The sequence below is a fragment of the Ruegeria sp. CDSB117 genome (genome assembly GCF_059611005.1).
This window is the reverse complement of record NZ_JBXWOS010000023.1, coordinates 41,251-60,127: the sequence shown is the minus strand read 5'-3', so window position 1 is coordinate 60,127 and position 18,877 is coordinate 41,251. Positions and strand designations below refer to the sequence as shown.

The 18,877-nt window shown below is 56.7% G+C and carries 18 protein-coding genes and 3 pseudogenes; 10 read left to right on the top strand and 11 right to left on the bottom strand.

Annotation, left to right across the window (positions count from 1 at the left end; translation table 11 throughout):
- Both AC2FJC_RS20230 and AC2FJC_RS20225 read right to left on the bottom strand, forming a co-directional pair.
- Positions 1-167: pseudogene (locus AC2FJC_RS20230) on the bottom strand (Phasin); the annotation flags it as partial.
- A gap of 132 nt (positions 168-299) precedes the next feature.
- Entirely contained in the window at positions 300-2,105 is a 1,806-nt protein-coding gene (locus AC2FJC_RS20225; RefSeq protein WP_496741115.1) for a PHA/PHB synthase family protein, read from the bottom strand.
- 110 nt (positions 2,106-2,215) lie between these two features.
- Between AC2FJC_RS20225 and phaZ the strand changes: the two genes are divergently transcribed.
- Positions 2,216-3,487, top strand: a complete 1,272-nt coding sequence (gene phaZ, locus AC2FJC_RS20220; RefSeq protein ID WP_496723867.1) for a polyhydroxyalkanoate depolymerase — start codon at positions 2,216-2,218, stop codon at positions 3,485-3,487.
- A 5-nt stretch (positions 3,488-3,492) separates the two neighbouring features.
- Complete coding sequence (locus AC2FJC_RS20215) at positions 3,493-4,077, top strand: DUF6151 family protein (RefSeq protein ID WP_496741113.1); 585 nt, start codon at positions 3,493-3,495, stop codon at positions 4,075-4,077.
- Here the strand turns inward: AC2FJC_RS20215 and AC2FJC_RS20210 are convergent.
- The 5 genes from AC2FJC_RS20210 to AC2FJC_RS20190 all read right to left on the bottom strand — a co-directional run bounded on the left by AC2FJC_RS20210 (position 4,068) and on the right by AC2FJC_RS20190 (position 7,670).
- Positions 4,068-4,784, bottom strand: coding sequence for an alpha/beta fold hydrolase (locus tag AC2FJC_RS20210; RefSeq protein WP_496741111.1), 717 nt, complete (start codon positions 4,782-4,784; stop codon positions 4,068-4,070). The genes AC2FJC_RS20215 and AC2FJC_RS20210 overlap by 10 nt on opposite strands.
- Before the next feature lie 84 nt (positions 4,785-4,868).
- Positions 4,869-5,483 carry a hypothetical protein gene (locus AC2FJC_RS20205; RefSeq protein WP_496741123.1) on the bottom strand — a complete coding sequence of 205 codons (615 nt, stop codon included), beginning with the start codon at positions 5,481-5,483 and terminating at the stop codon, positions 4,869-4,871.
- Between the two features lie 17 nt (positions 5,484-5,500).
- Positions 5,501-5,929 carry a VOC family protein gene (locus tag AC2FJC_RS20200; protein ID WP_496741121.1) on the bottom strand — a complete coding sequence of 143 codons (429 nt, stop codon included), beginning with the start codon at positions 5,927-5,929 and terminating at the stop codon, positions 5,501-5,503.
- Positions 5,929-6,924: an alpha/beta hydrolase gene (locus tag AC2FJC_RS20195; protein WP_496741109.1), complete on the bottom strand. Its 996-nt coding sequence runs from the start codon at positions 6,922-6,924 to the stop codon at positions 5,929-5,931. Before AC2FJC_RS20195 ends, AC2FJC_RS20200 begins: the two co-directional genes overlap by 1 nt.
- On the bottom strand, positions 6,921-7,670 hold the full coding sequence (locus AC2FJC_RS20190; RefSeq protein ID WP_496741119.1) for an alpha/beta fold hydrolase: 750 nt from the start codon (positions 7,668-7,670) through the stop codon (positions 6,921-6,923). The genes AC2FJC_RS20195 and AC2FJC_RS20190 overlap by 4 nt, the downstream gene beginning before the upstream one ends.
- A gap of 416 nt (positions 7,671-8,086) precedes the next feature.
- On the opposite strand from AC2FJC_RS20190, the gene AC2FJC_RS20185 reads away from it, so the two are divergent.
- From AC2FJC_RS20185 to AC2FJC_RS20155, 7 genes are all read left to right on the top strand, one after another.
- Positions 8,087-9,388, top strand: coding sequence for a tyrosine-type recombinase/integrase (locus tag AC2FJC_RS20185; RefSeq protein WP_170602303.1), 1,302 nt, complete (start codon positions 8,087-8,089; stop codon positions 9,386-9,388).
- Positions 9,385-9,879, top strand: a complete 495-nt coding sequence (locus tag AC2FJC_RS20180; RefSeq protein ID WP_496741107.1) for a hypothetical protein — start codon at positions 9,385-9,387, stop codon at positions 9,877-9,879. The genes AC2FJC_RS20185 and AC2FJC_RS20180 overlap by 4 nt, the downstream gene beginning before the upstream one ends.
- Positions 9,880-9,963: 84 nt before the next feature.
- Positions 9,964-10,182: a helix-turn-helix domain-containing protein gene (locus AC2FJC_RS20175; RefSeq protein ID WP_170602299.1), complete on the top strand. Its 219-nt coding sequence runs from the start codon at positions 9,964-9,966 to the stop codon at positions 10,180-10,182.
- A complete protein-coding gene (locus AC2FJC_RS20170) occupies positions 10,179-10,400 on the top strand; it encodes a helix-turn-helix domain-containing protein (protein WP_171177354.1) in 222 nt (73 codons plus the stop codon). The genes AC2FJC_RS20175 and AC2FJC_RS20170 overlap by 4 nt, the downstream gene beginning before the upstream one ends.
- A 174-nt stretch (positions 10,401-10,574) precedes the next feature.
- Positions 10,575-11,948, top strand: coding sequence for a hypothetical protein (locus tag AC2FJC_RS20165; RefSeq protein WP_496741104.1), 1,374 nt, complete (start codon positions 10,575-10,577; stop codon positions 11,946-11,948).
- Positions 11,945-13,480, top strand: coding sequence for a primase-helicase family protein (locus AC2FJC_RS20160; RefSeq protein WP_496741102.1), 1,536 nt, complete (start codon positions 11,945-11,947; stop codon positions 13,478-13,480). The genes AC2FJC_RS20165 and AC2FJC_RS20160 overlap by 4 nt, the downstream gene beginning before the upstream one ends.
- A gap of 170 nt (positions 13,481-13,650) precedes the next feature.
- Positions 13,651-14,094, top strand: a complete 444-nt coding sequence (locus AC2FJC_RS20155) for a hypothetical protein (RefSeq protein WP_496741100.1) — start codon at positions 13,651-13,653, stop codon at positions 14,092-14,094.
- A 459-nt stretch (positions 14,095-14,553) separates the two neighbouring features.
- Here the strand turns inward: AC2FJC_RS20155 and AC2FJC_RS20150 are convergent, their stop codons facing one another.
- The gene (locus tag AC2FJC_RS20150) at positions 14,554-16,284 is read right to left on the bottom strand and encodes a sulfatase-like hydrolase/transferase (RefSeq protein WP_496741098.1); all 1,731 of its coding nucleotides are present in this window, start codon (positions 16,282-16,284) and stop codon (positions 14,554-14,556) included.
- 284 nt (positions 16,285-16,568) lie between these two features.
- Here AC2FJC_RS20150 and AC2FJC_RS20145 point away from each other — a divergent pair, with 284 nt between their 5' ends.
- Positions 16,569-17,522 (top strand): helix-turn-helix domain-containing protein, encoded by a 954-nt coding sequence (locus AC2FJC_RS20145; protein ID WP_496741096.1) that lies wholly within the window; start codon positions 16,569-16,571, stop codon positions 17,520-17,522.
- 141 nt (positions 17,523-17,663) lie between these two features.
- Here the strand turns inward: AC2FJC_RS20145 and AC2FJC_RS20140 are convergent, their stop codons facing one another.
- From AC2FJC_RS20140 to AC2FJC_RS20130, 3 genes and pseudogenes are all read right to left on the bottom strand, one after another.
- The gene (locus AC2FJC_RS20140; protein WP_496741094.1) at positions 17,664-18,371 is read right to left on the bottom strand and encodes an IS6 family transposase; all 708 of its coding nucleotides are present in this window, start codon (positions 18,369-18,371) and stop codon (positions 17,664-17,666) included.
- Between the two features lie 55 nt (positions 18,372-18,426).
- Positions 18,427-18,594 (bottom strand): annotated as a pseudogene (locus AC2FJC_RS20135) (IS6 family transposase); the annotation flags it as partial.
- Positions 18,595-18,654: 60 nt separating this feature from the next.
- Positions 18,655-18,813 (bottom strand): annotated as a pseudogene (locus tag AC2FJC_RS20130) (IS6 family transposase); the annotation flags it as partial.
- Positions 18,814-18,877 lie beyond the last annotated feature (64 nt).

Here is an 18,877-nt window from a genome sequence, read left to right as displayed (position 1 = left end):
TTGTTCGAGATCTCGGCCGACTTTTCAGCCGCTTCCAGTGCAACACCCGACAGCTTTTCGTTCAGCGTCGCGGTCGACTTGAAAGCACCTTCCAGAGCGGTGGTGTCAACGGGGAACGCGCCCATAACGTCTTTCAGGGTCGCGGTGAAATCTTGCGTCTTTGCCATTGTCCTAAATCCTTTTGCCGAACCGGGCCCACCCCGGTTTTCATCAGCTTGAGGACAATATGGATGCCGCAATGCAGCATTGCAAGATTTTTCTTGCTGCATTGCAGAATTTTTCCACGAAATAATTTAAAATCAACCGCTTGCCTTAACCTGCACATAGGTCCCCGGCGCAGTTGCCAGCGCGGGATGAGCCGAATCGCCGGTCGCGCGCGCGGGCACCTGTTTGCCTGACCGCTTCTTCAGCCAAGCCTCCCACCGGGGCCACCAGGACCCTTCGTGATATGTGGCCTCTTTCAGCCAGGTTTCGGGGTCTGCCTTCAAATCGGTGTTGGTGTAATGCCCGTATTTCTTCTTGCTGGGCGGGTTCACGATTCCGGCGATATGCCCCGATTCCGAGACGATGAAGGTCTTTGACCGCGACCCCATCTGCTGCACTCCGCGATAACACGCCTTCCACGCCGCGATGTGATCGGTCTCGCAGGTGATTGCCATCAGGGGCACGTCCACGTCGCGCACGTGCAGCTTATGCCCCAGCAACTCGAACCCGTCGGTGACGAAGTCATTGCGCTGACATAGGCCGCGCAGGTACTGAACCGCCATGCGGCCGGGCAGATTGGCGCCGTCCCCGTTCCAGAACAGCAGATCAAACGCGGGCGGTGTTTCGCCCATCATGTAACTGCGGATCGCAGGCCCATAGATCAGGTCCTTTGAGCGCAGAAACGACATCGTTCGCCCGATGATCCACGCTTTCAGAACCCCGTCCTCCGAGATCTGATCCTCGATCCCATCCACAAAGTCGTTCTGCAGGAAAGGCGTGAACTCTCCCTGATCGCCAAAATCGGTCAGGGCCGTGAAGAACGTGGCCGACTTGATCGACTTGTCGCCCCGTTGCTTGAGCAGCGACAGTGTCAGGCTCAACGTGGTGCCCGCGATGCAATAGCCGACAGCGTTGACCTGTTTGACCATGCAGATCGCCTTGACCTCTTCGATCGCGGTCAGGAATCCGTCCTGGATATAGTCTTCCATGCCGATGTCAGCATGGGATTCATTGGCATTCACCCAGCTGACCACAAACAGGGTATAGCCCTGCTCGGTCACCCATTTGATCAGGCTGTTTTGCGCCTTGAGGTCCAGAATGTAGAATTTATTGATCCAGGGCGGAAACAGCACCAGCGGCGTTTCGTGCACCGTCTCAGTCGCAGGTTTGTACTGGATCAGCTCCATCAGCCGGTTGCGATAAACCACATCGCCGGGCGTCGTCGCGATATTGCCACCCACCTCAAAGGCGCTGTCATCGGCCAGCTTAACCACCATCTCGCCGTCATTGGCCTCGAGATCGGCCACCAGGTTTTCCAGACCTTGAATCAGTGACTGGCCTTCCGTCTCGACCGCCTTTTCCAGCGCATCCGGATTGGTCGCCAGAAAGTTCGTCGGCGACATCATATCGATGATCTGCTGCGAGAAGAACGCCAGCCGCTGCTTGTCCTTCACTTCCAGATCCTCGACCGAGGCCACCGCCTGCGAGATCGCTTCGGCATTGGTCTGATATTGCTGGCGGATGAATTTGAAATACGGGTTTGTCTCCCACAGAGGGTTGGAAAACCGCTTGTCCCGGGGGGCGGAGGCGGCCTCTTCCGCCTCCTCGCCGCTCACCAGCGCCTGCTGCGCCTCGGCAAAGTTCAGAACAGACTGGCCCCAGAACTCGATCTGCTGCTCCAACAGCTTGGCCGGGTTCTGCATCGCCTCAGCCCAATACGCCGATGCTGCCTTTGCATAAAGCTCTTGATTCGGACCGTCTAACGCAGGGTTGTGACCCTTCTTTCCCGACATCGCATCAACAAGCCGCTTCGAAAGCTCCTCCACCTTGTCCATATTTTCTTTAAGCCTCTCAAGGTGTTCCGGGGATAGCTCCGGTGTCTGGTGTTCACTTGTTGTCATTTTAACAATTCCCCCTTAACCTCGCTGCTATGCAGAATAATCGTCGTGGGCTTGGGGAGCAAAGCGACGAATGGTCCGACACTCACACCGGCAGCCAGGAGGCCCCCTATATGCGCTACATGATGACCTACGACCTTATGGAAACCATGCGCAACACGAACCAATGGATGGGGGCAACGGCCAGTGCTATGGCGTCTTACCCACTGTTCTCCATGATCCCCAACCCAGCGTTCAGCATGATGGCCGCATGGGGCGAAGTGACCGAGCGCACGTTTCAGCGCATGATCGCAAAGCCGGACTGGGGTATTCGAACGTTCACGTGTGAGGATGGCAAAGACCACCTTGTTGATATTGTTCCCGTAATGGAGCGCCCATTTGGCGACCTGATCCATATTCGCGTCAACGGACGGGAAGAACAACCCCGTAAGGTACTGTTGGTTGCACCTATGTCGGGGCACTACGCGACTTTGTTGCGCTCGACAGTCAAGAGCCTGCTGGTCAATTGCGAGGTTTACGTAACCGATTGGCATAATGCGCGTGATATTCCCGTTTCCGAAGGCAAGTTCGATGTCGAGGATTACACGCTCTACCTTGTCGATTTTATGAAGGAACTGGGCCCGGACACACATGTCGTCGCCGTTTGCCAACCCGCTCCGCTGACCCTGGCCGCGACTGCATATCTGGCCGAGGTTGAACCCAAAGCCCAGCCAAGCACACTGACCCTGATCGGTGGGCCGGTTGACCCTGACGCCACTCCGACCGACGTGACAGATTTCGGCCGCCGCGTCACCATGGGACAGCTGGAAGAAACCATGATCCAACGCGTGGGCTTCAAATACAAAGGCGTTGGGCGCATGGTCTATCCCGGGCTACTGCAGCTTGCCTCTTTCATGTCAATGAATGCAGACCGCCACTCCAAGGCGTTTACAGATCAGATCCAGCGCGTGATGCGGGGTGAAGCATCGGATCACGATGCCCATAACAGGTTCTACGATGAATATCTGGCCGTTATGGATATGCCAGCCGAGTTTTACCTGTCCACGGTCGAGCGCGTTTTCAAAAACCGCGAAATCGCGCGCAACGAGTTCATTGTTGCGGGGCACAAAGTCGATATCGGCAAAATCACTGATGTTGCGGTCAAATCGGTCGAAGGCGCAAACGATGACATCTCGGCCCCAGGTCAGTGTATCGCCGCTCTTGAGCTGTGCACCGGCTTGCCGGCCAACAAAAAGGCAAGTCATGTCGAACCCGGAGCCGGCCATTACGGAATCTTCGCGGGGCGCAGCTGGCGCGACAATATCCGGCCGCTTGTGATCGACTTCATGAACGCCAACACGCGCAAACCACAGCGTCGCGCGGCAAACAAAAACAAAGTGGCCTGAAAACGATGAGCAGGAAGACGGTGAAAGATACCCCGTTTTCCTGCTCTTGCGGTTCCCTACATGGACGGATCAGCGCCGCAGGCGTGAAACACGGCACACATGTCGTGTGCTACTGTCACGATTGCCGCGCGGCGCAATTGTACTTTGGGCAACCCGATCCTGCCCCCGGTCCTGTTGAAATCCTGCAGATGCTTCCGGAAGAGATCCATTTCGACGGTGGCGCAGAGCATCTCGCGCTGATGCAACTAAGCCCCAAAGGGATGATGCGCTGGTATGCCAGTTGCTGCAATGCGCCACTGGCGACCACACCAACAACGCCGAAGTTCCCATTCGCGGGTTTTATCGTCAAACGTATCCCCGACCCAAGTGGGTTGGGGCCGATCACCACGCGCGGGTTTATCCCCACAGGACACGGCAAACAGACCCATGAAAAGATTGGGTCAGCCGTATATGGGCTAGTGACCCGTGTCGCGAAATCGCGGGTGTCAGGCAGTTGGAAGAACACACCCTTCTTCGACCCAGGCACTTTTGACCCGGTTGCCGAGCCTGTGATCCTCAGCAAATCCGAACGCGCAGCCCTTTATCCGTAGGTGGTTCGCGCAGGTGTGCTTAACCAGTTCTCAAGCGCTTCATTGACGACCTGAGGGGTCTCGAGGGTTGGCAAATGTCCCGCGTCCTCAACCACTTTCAGTTCGGCATCCGGGATCAATTCCGCCATAAAGGCGTGTTTGCGCACAGGTGACAGCAGGTCACGCGCCCCACACAGCACCAGCGTGGGGCACTTGATCGTCCTCAGCGCCCCTTGCTGATCAGCGCGCCGCTGCAAAGCGCGCATCTGCCGGTCAAAGACATCCGGCCCCTGGTCCAGAGCCATTGTTATCACGTCATTTAGGATAGGAACGCGTCTTGGCCCTGGGGCCAGTGTGTCTGACCCAATGATTTTTCGCATCACCTCTTCAAGCCGTCCGGCCTTCGCGCCGACCATATGCTCTTCTCGCGTTGCTGCGATCTGGGGCGTGTCGGCCTGCGCATCCGTCGCCATCAGACACAGGCGCGAGATTCGGTCAGGTGCACGGCGAACAAGTTCCAAGGCCACGACGCCGCCCATGTTCAACCCGGCCAGTGCGAAACGATGGGGCAGTTGATCCAATAGGCCCGATGCGATCTCTTCAATCCGCTCACCCAACGAAACTGGTGCAACTGTGACCGCGCGTTGACGAGAAAAGTGGGCGATCTGAGGGGCGAACACCCTAGAATCGCACATCAATCCGGGCAATAGAACCAACGGCTCGATCAATCGCGGCCTCCTTCGTCTCAGCTTCTTGAGCGGCTTTGTTTTTTAACAAGATGAGAGGTTTTTTCAGTCTGAGCAAGTCAAACTTCACGGATAGGCAATACCGCGAAACGTGGGAAAATCCGCATAGCGCTTTTGACGAGTCTTCAGGTCTTCGCCCGGATTTTCGCCCGCACGCAACAGGCAGCCGCGCGGGGCGATGTAGCTGTCGATACGCTTGAGGGGAATTGGTCGCCACACCAGATTGAAGGCGCAGAGCTTTGGAAAGAACCAAATCTCGGAATACTCCAGATAGTCGTGCATCCACCACGCAAGATCGCGCCAATCCCGGCCTTCCACGTAGCGATCCGCAAACCACGGGACAACAATCGACGCCCCAGCAATCCGATCATCGCCGGTGCCCCAATCCCAGATATGGCACTCCAGTGGATTATCGTTTCGGGCGCAGTTCAGCCGGTTTTCATTGCCATATTGATTCAACGACGGCGATCGGTAACCGGACCGGACTGCCACGCGTCCGAACGTTTCCTCTAACGGGTCCAGCAACGTCTGGCAAAAGGCTCGGCCGGTTTCGATGGCAAGATCAGGATTGTCGGGAAGATTTTGTTTTTTATGGAAATTTCCAATCTCGGAATACAAGAAATCCCGCATGAAAAAGTGCTTGGACAGGCGCACGCGGCCAAGAGTTTCAAGGCTCCACATGCTGCCCGGCTTACGCATCACCCGTACCCGTTCCAACGAAACGCCCCATCAGGCGCCAGAGGTGAGAACGGGTTGAAAGCGACCTCCCATATCGTCCCCTCGGGCGCGCGGAAGTAACCGTGATGCCCGCCCCAGAACACATCCGAGGCCGATTTAAGAACCTCGGCGCCAGCGGCCTGAACCTTGCTTAAAACCTGCGCGACATCTTCCTTTGACCGGCAGTTATAGCTCAGCGTCAGCGCCCCACGGCCCAAGGTGCCCACGTCAACACCAATCTCATCGGCCATTGCCGGCAGAGGATACAGCCCCAGCGTCTGCCCGATCAGATCAAAGGCAATCACACCGTCCGGGCTGTCGACACGTTTCCAGCCGATCTTTTCGTAGAATGCAGCGGCGGTTTCAGGGTCTTCCACCCCGACAGTTATTAGGCTGACGCGCTGTTCCATCATTCGATCCCCTGCTCTTTCAACCATGCCAGAATACCAGCGACCGCAGCATCCGTCTGTTCCGGAGACATCAAACGTCCGGCAATGACATGGGACGATGGGTCATCGCCCGGCCCCATCGTAACCGTCTGAACACTTGCAGGTCCGCCCCAAGCTTCGGCCACCTTGTGGGTCAAGTCCGGGCGCACAACCTGATCATCGTCAGAAAACCAGAACAGCGCCGGGACACGCGCCTGCGAGAAGTCCATGGCATAAACAGTCTCAACCAAGGCGGTCATAGGCACAACTGCCTCCCACGGATAAACCGACGACCAGTACTTGTTCTTCTCGGGATCCGGCCCCGAGACGTCCCGTTCTTCCCCCATGATCAATGGCAACCAGCTTCGCGCCCATGGAAGGCCCGGTATCCAAGCACCGGGCGTGTTCACACCAAAATTCGGAGAAACAAAGACCAAACCGGCTACGTTTTCTATAAGCGCATCGTCCAATGACGCCGCCGCAGCCAGCGTTCCACCGGTGGAGGTTGAAATCACGACGACCTGTTCGCCCACCGCACGGGCGGCGGCCAACCCTTCGGCCATATCCTGCATCCAGCCCGAGGCGGTGCCTTCGGCCATCGCCTCCCCGCCGCGCCCATGACCCTGCAAGCGGGTGTAGACCAGATTGGCCCCTAGCGCATCGGCGACCATGTCCGGGACAGGGCGAATTTCCTCGGACGAGGCGGAAAACCCATGCAAATACAATATGGAAACCGGGGTGCGCTGTTCCTTGAACCCGTTTTGCCAGACAACCCGTTTCTCAACACCCGGAGTTATGTCATCGAAAGCGGACTCGACGCTTTCGAAATAGACCTGCACCCCTTCGCCAAACTTGCGCGGTTCAAATGTCGGGTTCAGGTTCACTTCTTCGCGCGGACCGAACCAATAGATCAGGGCACCAGCCGCGACCAGCACCAGAAGAACACGCCCGATGGCTTTGCCCACCCCCCGGATCATTGCGCGTCCATCACTTCAAGCACGGCGTTTTCGATGATTTCCAGGCATGGCCCGTCCGAGAACCTGTGGTCTGCATCCTTGACCAAGAGCAGGCGCATATCTGAACCGGTGGCATGTTCCACCAGACGCACAGCGGTTGCAGTGGAAACAGCAGTATCTGCAGTCCCTTGCAGAAAACGCACCGGAAACTGAAGATTAATTGCATCCCGCAGAACCAACTGCTGTCTTCCGTCCTCAATCATGCGTTTCGTGATGATATAAGGCTCCATATAGTCAGAGGGTAATTCGACATACCCTTCGGTTTCCAACACCTGTTTTTGCGTGTCAGAAAACGATGCCCAATACCCGTCTTCAGTGAAATCAGGCGCGGCGGCGATGGTCACCATACCTGCAATCCGATCCGGCATTGCCTTCGCCAGCAAAAGCGCTTGCCAGCCGCCCATCGACGACCCGACCACGATCAGTGGCCCATCGGTCAGCGCAGTCACCGCGGCCAGAGTGTCCTCATGCCAGTCCCCGATGCAGCCATCCTCAAACTTGTCCAAACTTTCACCGTGACCAGAGTAATCAAACCGCAGGAATGCCTGACCGCGCGCCTTGGCCCAGGCCTCGAGATGCACGGCTTTGGTGCCTTCCATGTCAGACTTGAGCCCACCCAGAAAAACAATGGTGGGACCGGTCCCTTCACTCTTGTGATACGCCAACCGCCGCCCCTGCGCCGTGTTCAGAAAATCCGTCGCTGCCATGTTGCCCTCTTTCCTTTTGAGGTTCATCATGCACGGCTGCCCCGTGGCTGCAATTCCCGAATTCGAACCTCCCGCTGCGTCAGACATGGCGTCGTTGGGTGCTTGACAGGTCATGCTGCAACTGCCAAATGGATCGAACACACATAACCCGCAACCGGGCGTTCTCATACCCCGCGCCAGCGAACCCCCTGCAAATTCATGGAAAAATACCTAAAAAACAGGCATTTACTTGTATCACCAAACCGTTTCACTGCCCCTGTCAGACCCACTCAACCCGCGTGGATATCATGCCACAACAGTGACGCATCAGTGACGAAGGGCTGGTAGCGGTGCGATGGCGTTGCTAAATCCAAGGTGTCGGGGGGTGCGCCAACACCCGCCCGACTGACACGACCGAACTGCATAAGGACACGGCCATGACAAAGAACACATCTGACTTTCTGACCTCAGTTGCAAGTCTCGTGGATCAGGACGACCGCGACCCCCGCGAGGTTGTTGCTGACCTGATGCAGGCTGCACTCGACACGGGCATCCGCAAGGAACTGCGCGCCAGTGTTGCGTTTGCCCTCGAACAGGCGAACGGAACCGCTGCCAAGGAATTGACTGATCTGGCCTGCCGCCGCCTGAAACCCGGTCGGCGTCTCTCGGACCCGCAATATGCGGGCCTTACGCTTGTAGCCACCACGCGGGGCAAGCGTTGGATTTACCGCACCCAGAAAGGCAAGCGGCAGCGACAAATCACCCTCGGGCACTACCCCGCCATGAGCCTTGCCGAGGCACGAGAGGCGTGGGCGCAGCCCGTCACCAAGGTCGCCGACAAGCGGTCTGAAACGACGCTGGACGAACTGACCGAGGCTTACATCACAGCCATGCAGACGCGCGGCACAAAGTCGTGGCGGCGGTCAGAGAACATCCTCACCAAGAACGTTCTGCCCAACCATGGCGGCATGCGCCTCGGCGCGCTGGACGTGGAGGCCCTGAACGCGACGTTTACCCACCTGATAGATGACAAGCCCGGTGCGGCGCACAACATCCGCATGGCGATGGCAAGCATGTTCAAGTGGGCCAGCGAGAAGAAAATGATGCCCGCAGGCGTACCGGTCCCGCAGTTGGATAAGACCCCGAAATCACAGATCAAGGACTACCGCCCGTCCATGTCCGAACTGCGCACGATGGTCCGGGGCCTTGACGAACTGCAAGACATCGACCGGGACATCATGCGCCTGCAACTGCTGACGGGCACCCGCATCAGCGAGGCGCTGGGCGCTGAGTGGTCGGAGATTGACCTTGAACATGGACGCTGGACCATTCCCGCCCAGCGCATGAAAGCCAAGAAAGAACATCTGGTCATGCTCTCGGCGCAGGCGGTCGAGTTGCTGCGCAACCAACCCACGCGAGAGGGTCGTGTGTTCGGTCGTCGTGGCCGCAAGACTGTCTCGTTGAATTGGGCGCGGCAGCGCGACGAGTTGAGCCTGCCCACCGACTACACCAGCCACGCCAACCGTAAGGCGCTGCTTAGTTGGGTTGCCGAAAACGGTGGCGGCAAGGACATCCGCGACCGCCTGTCCGCACATAGCCCTGACACCAGCGAGGCGGACGCGCATTATCAGCTATCCGAGTTGAACCAGCCCGCCGCCGAATGGTGGCAGAAATGGGCGGACTTCCTCGACGGGCTCACCGCTGAGAGCGTGGTGCAGTTGTCGGAGGGACGGGCATGACCAACCCGAAACCCAACCCGTTCGCCGACGCCCAGCGCGTCGATACCTCGGCCACGATCATGCGCCGCCTGAAAGTGAGCCGCGAAGAAGCCGAGCGGCTGGCGGCGCTGCCACCGGGTAAAGTGAGTGCGCTGGACTTCATCAAATTGCGCCTGCTGAACCTAGACAGGCCTGACCCCCGAGAGGATCACATAGAGGCAGAATCGGCTTACACGGCAGTGCAAAGTGTCCTGAGCGAGCGCAACAGCGCGCGCGGTAAGAACGCCCGCCCCGGTCGTCGTCCTCACCATGACGAGGTGATTAGGCGAGCGATGGCGATAGCTGAACGCAGCCCAAACATGGCAGGTTCGGCGAAACACCTCGCGGAACGGGTTTATGATGAGATGTCGTTAGAACGGACTGCGGACGAGGTGGCGAAACTACCTTCCGAGGGCAGCATAGCCTGCTGGATACGAGCGGAATTCAAGAAAAATGGACCGCTAAAAAGATAGTTTGCGCGTAACTGAGTTACGAATTCGTCCATCTGGAACACCCCCTGTTAGCCAAGTGTCACGACCTAATTAATGGAGTGACACATGGCTAGAGAGCCTGACCTGACTATCGCCGAGGCATGCACTGAGATGAACGTCTCGCGTAATGCGGTCGGCAAGCTGATAGCGTCCGGGCAATTGTCTACTTACTTCGTAGGCAAGCAAGAGCGCATCACTCGAACCTCACTAGATGAGTACAAGGCGAACAACGCCTACGTGCCCGACCCTGCCCTTTTGGCTAAGGTGGCAGGAGACGCAGCATGAGCGCCCCGGTCCCTACCCCAAATCAATCCTCGGACCTGTCCGTCAAGGAAACCTGTCGCGAGTTGCAGGTGTCGTCCTCGACCGTCTGGCGCTGGCTCAGTAGCGGCGAGTTGACCGGCTACTCGAACGGGCGCGTCACGCGCATCGACCGCGCCAGCATCGACGCCTTCAAGGAACGGAACCGCATCCAGCCAAAGGAGCGAGACGATGCCGCGTGATCTGGACCTGGCGCTCCTGAACCAGCGAGCGTGAGGGAAATAAGTGCTGTTTCGGAGGGGCATCAGTGACGCGAACAGTGACCGCCTCTGCCCGAGCCGCCGAAACACTCAGGAAAACGATGAATTGCTCGCAACACAAGCTTCTGTGGGCACAAGATGAAGGAAAACGGTGAAATGGCGCGTAATCGGAGCACCCCGCCGCTCAGCTACACGCGGATTGAACTGACCAACCCCGAGACGGTTGGCAAGCACTACCGCTGGGGCGCTGACGACGAACTGGTCAAGGAAACCGTTGGTTGGCTCAACGCGGGGCGGGCTTTCGTGGACCAGGCCATCGACATGGCGGATTTCGCCACGGTGCTGAACACGGAGCTACGCGCTGGGCAGGACGTGCTGACCTACGGCGTCCCAACAGTCGACATGCCCGACGATGGTGTACCGCTGGTCACTAAGGGGCGGGTGACACCCGGCACCATCGCCCGCAGCGAAGACTATTTCGCCTGGCCCAAGGGTCCAGCCATCCTTGCCGCCGACTACGACCCACGATCCGACCACGCCGCGCTGAGCCGTGACGAGTTGTGGCGACAGGTTGTGACCGCTGCGCCGGGATATGCCGACCATGACGTGTTGTGGGGCTGCTCATCGTCCTCCTTCATCTTTGACGCCGATTTCGGTGACGAGGTGGTCGGACTGAAAGGACAACGCGTTTACATGGGCGTTGAGGACGGCACGGACATACCCCGCGCCGCCGCTGTTCTGCTCAAGCGCCTCTGGCTGAACGGGTTCGGCTACATCCTCATCTCAGCCAGTGGCACGCAACTGATCCGCGCCACGCTTGATCCGTGCATGTACCAGCCCTCACGACTGGACTACGCCAGTGGGGCCGTATGTGGCGAGGGTTTGGAGCAACGCCGCCCTGACGCCTTCCTGATCAGCGAAGGTTTGGCACTAGCCGATACGCGACGGGTTTTTCCTGACCTGACATCCGATGAGGAGCGTGAATATGCGGAGCGTGTTGCGCGCGAAATGGCGCGGACGCGGAATGCCGCACTCGCCCAGCGCGGGGCCTGGGCAGACGAACGGCTTGAGGTGGAGGCGCGCACGGCGCTGGGCGTCGCGGCTACGCCACGGGCCATCGCCGCGCACGTGACCGACGCCACGCAGCGCGGTCGGCGCAAGGAACTGCTGGATATGCTTGAGACGGAACACACGGTCCTTGAGTCGGATTTCGTGCTGCACCTGTCCAACGGGCAACTCGTGACCGTAGGCGACGTCCTGATGCACCCCAGCGCCTACGAAAAAGCCAAGACCCGCGACCCGCTGGAACCCGATTACCGGGGCGGTGCCATCACCGGAATGATCTTTGCGTATGCCCGACGCCTCACGTCCCACGCACACGGGAAAGTGCGCAAGTACATCCTTGGCACTGACGCGGAATACCGGGACGTGTTCGCCCGCCGTTTCGACGCGCTCAGAACACTCCCGAGACGCGAACAAGACACTCGCGAGGCGCGAATTGCCCGCATGATGGAGACCAGACTGAAATGAACACCAACGACATCAAAAGACACCTCGCGGAAATCGCTGAGATGGACTGGCTCGAACATGACAACGCGCTCGACTCGCTACTCGATGAGTGCGCAAACGCGGGCGTTTCCATGACCAAGAGAAACCTCGAAAGGTCACTCAAGCGGATGATTAAGCATCGAGACGCAGGCGAACGGCAGGACGCCGCACAACAGGCGACAGACATTCTCAACGAAGAATTCTTCGTGTTGATCATCGGCAGCAAATTCCGCGTCGGCCATTGGGTTGAACAGCCGATGCGGCTCAAGAAGAACGCGACCGGCGACATGAAAATGCGCAAGGTTCTTTCGCTGCTCACCAAGACAGATTTCTTGGCTCTGGTCGAAAACATCACCGTTGCGACCCCCGGGGGTTTGGTGCCTGCCGGTCCACTTTGGATGGCATCACCCGACCGACGCCAGTACAGGGGCACGGTCATGAGGCCCACGGGCGAGGTTCCTGACGGCTTCCTGAACCTGTGGATGGGCTGGGGTGTCGAGCCGAAAGAGGGGCCGTGCGACCTAATCCTCGACCACATCCGCGACGTGATCTGCAATGGCGACGACGCGCTGAACGAATACACCCTGAACTTCATCGCCGCCAAAATCCAAGACCCGGCGCGCGTGATGGGCGTTATGCCCGCCTTTCTCGGTGGTCAGGGCACGGGCAAGGGCATCATCTTTGACGACCTGTTGGCACAGCGCATTTTCAACCAACACGCCGTGGTGATCGAGGAAAGCGGTCACCTGCTTGGAAAGTTCAATAAGCACCTTATGAGCGCCTGTTACGTGTTCGCCGATGAGTGCTTCTTTGTCGGCGACAAGAAGGCCAATCAAAAAATGAAACGGCGCATCACGGCCAAGACGATGCTGCTTGAGGCCAAGGGTCTCGACGGCGAGACCACACCCTCATATCTGGGCATCATCGCCGCCACGAACGAAAGTCACGCCGTCCACGTGGAGCATGATGACCGTCGCGTTGTGGTTGGTCGGACTAGCGATGGCCGTAAGCGCGACTATGACTATTTTGAACACCTCTCAGATCATATTGAAGGCGACGGCGCGGCACACTTCCTACAAAAGATGCTGAACCGTGACGTTTCGGACTGGAACCCGGAACGCGACCGCCCCCTGACAGCGGAAACCATCAGCCAGAAAGAACGGTCTCTCAAAGGCGTCCACAGATGGTGGATGGAAGTCGTCCACAGCGGAGAATTCCCCGAAGAAGGGTACGCTTTTGAGGGCGGATTTGGCGGTAAGGTCCCCGATTGGCAGAAGGAACCAATCCGAATTTCTCGGAAAAAGGTCCGAGACGCCTACCAGAAGTGGACCCTGAGCCACGCCGGTGAGCGGTACTCGGACCACGGCTTCAAGGCGTTCTGGAACGCCTTGGCAGAGATAGCGGACTTTGGAGAGCCGGAAGGTTCGAACAGCGACCAAAAGAGCATTTTTTCGGAATTACCAAAACAAATCATAAAGTTAAATGCATTTTTGGGCCTTCCTGACGAGTTTTGAGAGGAAGGAACGGAAGGAATGAATATATATAATCATTTAATACGCGAGAGCGCGCTCCCTCCCGAACTGTATGACAGGGAGGTGTATATACATACAGACGCACCGCGCACGCCATAAATATAAAAAATACCCATTCCTTCCTCACTTTCCTTCCTCTCGGGTCTTTTGACATGAACCGGCACGAGCGCAGGAAGCGCGCCGCACAGGCCCGCAAGCCCGGTGTCGTCACTATTGAGGCGACGCCCCTCATATTCGAATTTCTGGATGGTAATCCCGACGCCGTGGAGGTCGCCACACGGGTGTTCGGTAGCCTCGGCAGGGATATCCATGCCTGTGCGGCCTGTGACATCCGCTGGCACTACGACCTGCAACCTGTTCTCCTAATCCGCATTCGAGAAGGTAAGCGCCGTGACCGGACATATGTCGGGGCAGACTACCACGAGTGTATCCAGCGACATGGCGCAAAGTGCTACTGCGCCGCTGACGTAATGAGAATACGCGCGACATGGCTTGCGTCATCCAACCCGCGAAACCCAAAACCAACGGCGATCGAGGTGCGCAAAGAGATCGACCTAGTACCAGCATGCAGTGAGGCTTCGTCGATCGAACGGTAGGCGTCGGGGTGGGTTTTGTCAGGCCAGGCAAAATCCCGAAAATACCCCCCCACCCCGACAAAAACACGGGGGCCAGTGGAACTGGGCCTCCCCAAATCGCTTCACCCTTCAAAATTTTTTTTTTTCGATTTTTACGTATTGCGTTCTGCCCAAAAATTTTTCGATTTTTCCCGAATACACGACCGCAGACAGCGGCAAGCTAATCGCTCAAGCTACCGGAAGAGCGGCTGCTTTGGGCTCGTTGTGGACGTTCGCAGTATTTTCGTGAGCGTCTGCTTTGCGGACAGAGCGGACATTGGCGGTAAAAAGCCTAATTAGCGCTGTCGGCCCAATCCAGTCAATCACCGCCCTTGTCGCAAACGACCGGTTCAAGGTCAGGTGTGCTTCAAACAAACCGTTTCAGTCGATTGTCGTGAAGTAATAGGAGAACCACCGCCGGGCGGCAATTCTCCGGCATTGTTATTCGCCGTATCCCGGCTCACCCAATTCGTAGGGCAATTGGTCTAGATGCTCTATGAATTCCAACGGGTCAAACGGCAAGCTATCAAAATCTGCTGGCGGGTTTGACAAGGCCAGCGTGGCGGGACGGGCATTGGACAGGTTTGCATACGCTGGTCCGCGGTTGTGTTTGCGGTCCGGATACTTCTGTTTCCACAATTCATGTCGGGCGCGCATTCGCTTAAACGGCTCCTTAAAGTGGAAGCCACCGACGACGATTGGATTGGCTTCACGGTGGTCGTTATATAGATCGTAAACAGCAGTCAGGCCGGACTTGGCCTGCCCCGGATCATCCGATGTCCAGTGGATTTTGAACTGGTCTTTGACTGTGGCCGCTAGGTCAGGCCCCTGGTAAATGAACACGTGATCGCGCCGTCCGTGGGTATCGCCGTTGAGCAGCAGCGCCGTCTGATCGATGCCGTCGATGATGCGGTCGGTGGGAATATGCTGGGTGGCTCCTGCCAGCCTAGCAAATGTCGTGAACAAATCGGTTTCGTGAATCATGTCAGCCGCATAAGTACCTGGCTCGATCACGCCCGGCCAAAGTGCTGCTGCGGGAACCCGGACACCACCTTCAGTAAAGTCGCCCTTGCCACCACGAAACAGGCCTTCACCTAGACCGGCACCGGCAGGCGGATTGTGTGTCATCGGGCCATTGTCGGCCATGGCAACGATCAGTGTGTTTTCTGCAATTCCTAATTCTGCCAGCGTTTCCCGCAAAAGAGCGATGTCGGGTTCAATTACGCGATGATAGCTTTCCCCCACCATGCCGCGCTGCAAGGTCACTTTCTGAGGGTTAGGAATGAAGGACATCCAAAGCGGCCACCATGCGACGTAGAATGGCTTGTCTGCTTCTGCACTTTGACGAATGAAGTTGATTGCACGCTTCCGGCTCTCGATGTCGAAATCATTGTAGTCCTGTACTTCTTGTGAGCCGTTGCGCCATTCGGCGGCTTGTTCGCCTTTCTTGCCTTCCATGTAAAATACAAAACCTTCGTCCAGAACGAATCTATGGTCGCGCTGATAGGGGTTGTCAGCAAGCAACTCCTCTTTCATCCCAACAATCGCGTTGGCACCCTCTCCAGTTGCATTATAAAGGCTCGTGACTTGATTGTAGAGCGCCCAGAACGCGACATCAAAACCTTGGTTGATGGGATAGGATTCCTCGATATCTCCCAGATGCTGTTTTCCGAAAAAACCGGTTGCATAACCCTGGGCCGACAGAACTTCGGCCAAAGTCACATTTTCCGCCGCCAGTCCGGTATACTCAATCGGAAATCCGATTTCCCAGGTGCCTGTGCGGATAGCGTTCTGGCCTGTCAGAACCGCCGCACGGCTGGGCGTGCAGCCCGGCTCAGTATACATGCGTGAAAACTGCATTCCATCGTCGGCAAGCTGGTTCAGATTTGGTGTCGAGTAGCCGCGTATTTGCTGATAAACCGGATCGCCGAAAGCCATCGGTGGCTGGTCGTCCCACATGTAGTGGACGATATTCGGGGGGGCACCGTATTGCTCTCTCAGGGCCGCCAGTTTCTTGTCCAGTTCGCCGTCCTCAACGGCCCAGACCTTCCCGTTCTGCGCTTCCAGAATGTAGTATTCAGCGTCATGAACTATTGCGTTTTCCTGTGCGAGAGCGCTCGTTGCGAATGCCGTAAGGATCGCAATTACTCCCACAGATCGTTTTTGTTTCATGGTTTGGCATCCTTGTTTGAATTCTTTTGGTTCTTCAGGCCATCAGTGATCAGCTGATGGGTGTATGCAGACAGTGATTGAGAAGTAGCGGCAGCCTGCCGGGCCAGTTCCGAACGTTCATCCCGCGTTAGAAGCGTGACGATGCGTTCTGAACGTCGTTCGCACTTTGGGAGCGGCGGGCGTCCCATTGTAGCCGGTTTGCGTTCTCTACCTTCCACGCGGGTCAACTTGCTCAAGCATTCATCCGGAGGTTAACATTACCGGGAAACTAACTGAGGCAGGGAATGAACCACATCAAAAATTCGCCAAACCTGCCCAGGTCCGAACCACTGGTGGTGATGACGTTGCCGGAGCCAAACGACATAAACGGCTTCTCTCCATGGGAAATTGATTTTCGACAGATCGAGGCCGGTGCAATGGAAACCAAGGTAACGCTTCGCGCCGGAAGCATTGTAACACTGTTGAACATTTCAATGTCACGCGCCGTACACCAAACCGGCGTGTCACCCAAAGGGTTGCTTACCTTTGGAGTAATCCGGCGCAACGATGTTCAGGTTTGGCAAGGTCAGGAGACATCGGAATCCGAATTGCTGTCTTTCGGCAGTTCCGACCCTTTTGACGGCGTAAGCGCCACACATTTTTGCGGCACAACTGTTTCTGTCAAAGAGCACGATGTAGAATTCCTGGCTGACGCCTTGGGCCTGAATATCCCGGAGAGCTTACGAACTTCTGCGAAACCGGCAATTTTTGGACAGCACAAACGTCTGGCAGCGATACGGCAACTCTCTGAAAGGCTTACGGGCAGTTACGCACCGCCGATGACCGACGCCATCGAAGAGGAGATTGTTGCTGGCCTTCTGTTAGCGGCAAACTCATACGATCAACACGAAGACAAAAGCACGCCTTTGATCCGGTCTCGGGCCGTTTCGAAAACTACCGAGTTGATGCTAGCCCACCTTGGCGAAAATGTTCCGATCAGCCAAATATGCAGGGAGGTCGGTGTTTCATGGCGCACTTTGGATCGTGCCTTCCTCGAGAAGTTTGGTGTCGGGCCAAAGAAGTATTACCAACGAGTTCGCCTAAATCGGGTTCGATCCGACCTGATCCGTAAAACCAGTCACTACAGCATTTCCGACATCGCTAACCGCTGGGGTTTTTGGCACCTAGGGCAATTCGCTCAAGACTACCACAACATGTTCGGGGAGTTGCCATCACAAACCGGTGCAGGTCAGAAGTGAACACCCGATTTATCTTTCAAGATTGCTGCGGAAACATGTGTCTGGATGTTGACGGCCAATGAGGGAGCATTCGGTCAATCAATCAAATGGTGGTGTCAGACCAATTCGAACCAGTCTCAGTTTATCGCCAATTGCCGGAACTTAGGCGGAACAGAGTTGCCGCCACTCAGTAAGAGCAGCGCTTCGGTTGAGTTTGAAGCTGTCTCGTGAGTAAAGGTGGCGTTCCTGGTTGAAGTGGTTGTGGATCGAAGAATGGACAGCAGCGAATTTTTGCAAACATCGCATTTGCCGGAAGCGCAGCATCGCTCGTTCTCGTCGTCGAAATGGAAGGTGTGAATTTTCCGCTCGGTTGTTAAGCCAACGACCAGTTTCTTGCCGACCAGCGCTGCCAACGACCCTCATTGCAGCGCCGTAGGATCGAAGTTTGTCCGTAACGATTACTTCTGGTTTGCCGTATCGCTTCATTGATTTTCTGAGGAATTTCAACGCTGCTTTACGATCACGCCGCTTCGTAACGTAGGATTCCAACACCTCACCTTCGTGATCAACGGCCCGCCACATGTAATGCATCTCTCCATTAATCTTCACAAAGACCTCATCCAGATGCCACTGCCAGTTTGAGTATGCGCGTATTCGACTAGCGCGGTTTTTACGGATCTCGGATGCAAACATAGGTCCAAATCTGTTCCACCAAAATCGAACCGTCTCGTGGCTGATTTCGATGCCGCGCTCATGCAGAAGGTCTTCCACGTTCCGAAGCGATAGCGGGAACCGGACATACATCATAACCGCTAGGCGAATGATCTCTGGGCTGGTTTTGAAGTAACGGAATGGGGAGCGATTTATCATGCCGCGAAGCTACGAAACCACCCTGCCCGGCTCAAATGGGTTTCTTCTGACAGTGCCGGTTCCACCAATATCGGACAGTTTCGTGGCTCACGTCGATGCCTCGCTCGTGCAGTAAATCTTCGACATTCCGAAGCGAGAGTGGAAACCGAATATACAGCATCACCGCAAGGCGGATAATCTCAGGGCTGGTTTTGAAGTATTTGAATGAGGCAGGTCTGGTAATGAACAAAAGCTACGCAACCGCCCTACCCCTCTCAAGCAAAGTTCTTCTGACAAGACCCCACCAATATCGGACGGTTTCGTGGCTCACCTCAATTCCCCGTTCGTGCAATAGGTCTTCCACGTTTCGAAGCGACAATGGGAACCCAACGTAAAGCATGACTGCCAGACGAATGACCTCTGGACTGGTCTTGAAGTACTTGAATGGCGACTGTTTGATCATGCGCGAAGGCTACGAGAGCACCCTGCTCTGCCTCAACCCAAGTTCTTCTGACAAGACCCAACAC

What these genes read in the sequence shown, in the direction of transcription:
- AC2FJC_RS20225 (WP_496741115.1), bottom strand. Translation starts at nt 2,105, where the DNA reads ATGACAACAAGTGAACACCAGACACCGGAGCTATCCCCGGAACACCTT.
- phaZ (WP_496723867.1), top strand. Translation starts at nt 2,216, where the DNA reads ATGCGCTACATGATGACCTACGACCTTATGGAAACCATGCGCAACACG.
- AC2FJC_RS20215 (WP_496741113.1), top strand. Translation starts at nt 3,493, where the DNA reads ATGAGCAGGAAGACGGTGAAAGATACCCCGTTTTCCTGCTCTTGCGGT.
- AC2FJC_RS20205 (WP_496741123.1), bottom strand. Translation starts at nt 5,483, where the DNA reads ATGTGGAGCCTTGAAACTCTTGGCCGCGTGCGCCTGTCCAAGCACTTT.
- AC2FJC_RS20200 (WP_496741121.1), bottom strand. Translation starts at nt 5,929, where the DNA reads ATGGAACAGCGCGTCAGCCTAATAACTGTCGGGGTGGAAGACCCTGAA.
- AC2FJC_RS20195 (WP_496741109.1), bottom strand. Translation starts at nt 6,924, where the DNA reads ATGATCCGGGGGGTGGGCAAAGCCATCGGGCGTGTTCTTCTGGTGCTG.
- AC2FJC_RS20190 (WP_496741119.1), bottom strand. Translation starts at nt 7,670, where the DNA reads ATGGCAGCGACGGATTTTCTGAACACGGCGCAGGGGCGGCGGTTGGCG.
- AC2FJC_RS20185 (WP_170602303.1), top strand. Translation starts at nt 8,087, where the DNA reads ATGACAAAGAACACATCTGACTTTCTGACCTCAGTTGCAAGTCTCGTG.
- AC2FJC_RS20180 (WP_496741107.1), top strand. Translation starts at nt 9,385, where the DNA reads ATGACCAACCCGAAACCCAACCCGTTCGCCGACGCCCAGCGCGTCGAT.
- AC2FJC_RS20175 (WP_170602299.1), top strand. Translation starts at nt 9,964, where the DNA reads ATGGCTAGAGAGCCTGACCTGACTATCGCCGAGGCATGCACTGAGATG.
- AC2FJC_RS20170 (WP_171177354.1), top strand. Translation starts at nt 10,179, where the DNA reads ATGAGCGCCCCGGTCCCTACCCCAAATCAATCCTCGGACCTGTCCGTC.
- AC2FJC_RS20165 (WP_496741104.1), top strand. Translation starts at nt 10,575, where the DNA reads ATGGCGCGTAATCGGAGCACCCCGCCGCTCAGCTACACGCGGATTGAA.
- AC2FJC_RS20160 (WP_496741102.1), top strand. Translation starts at nt 11,945, where the DNA reads ATGAACACCAACGACATCAAAAGACACCTCGCGGAAATCGCTGAGATG.
- AC2FJC_RS20155 (WP_496741100.1), top strand. Translation starts at nt 13,651, where the DNA reads ATGAACCGGCACGAGCGCAGGAAGCGCGCCGCACAGGCCCGCAAGCCC.
- AC2FJC_RS20150 (WP_496741098.1), bottom strand. Translation starts at nt 16,284, where the DNA reads ATGAAACAAAAACGATCTGTGGGAGTAATTGCGATCCTTACGGCATTC.
- AC2FJC_RS20145 (WP_496741096.1), top strand. Translation starts at nt 16,569, where the DNA reads ATGAACCACATCAAAAATTCGCCAAACCTGCCCAGGTCCGAACCACTG.
- AC2FJC_RS20140 (WP_496741094.1), bottom strand. Translation starts at nt 18,371, where the DNA reads ATGATAAATCGCTCCCCATTCCGTTACTTCAAAACCAGCCCAGAGATC.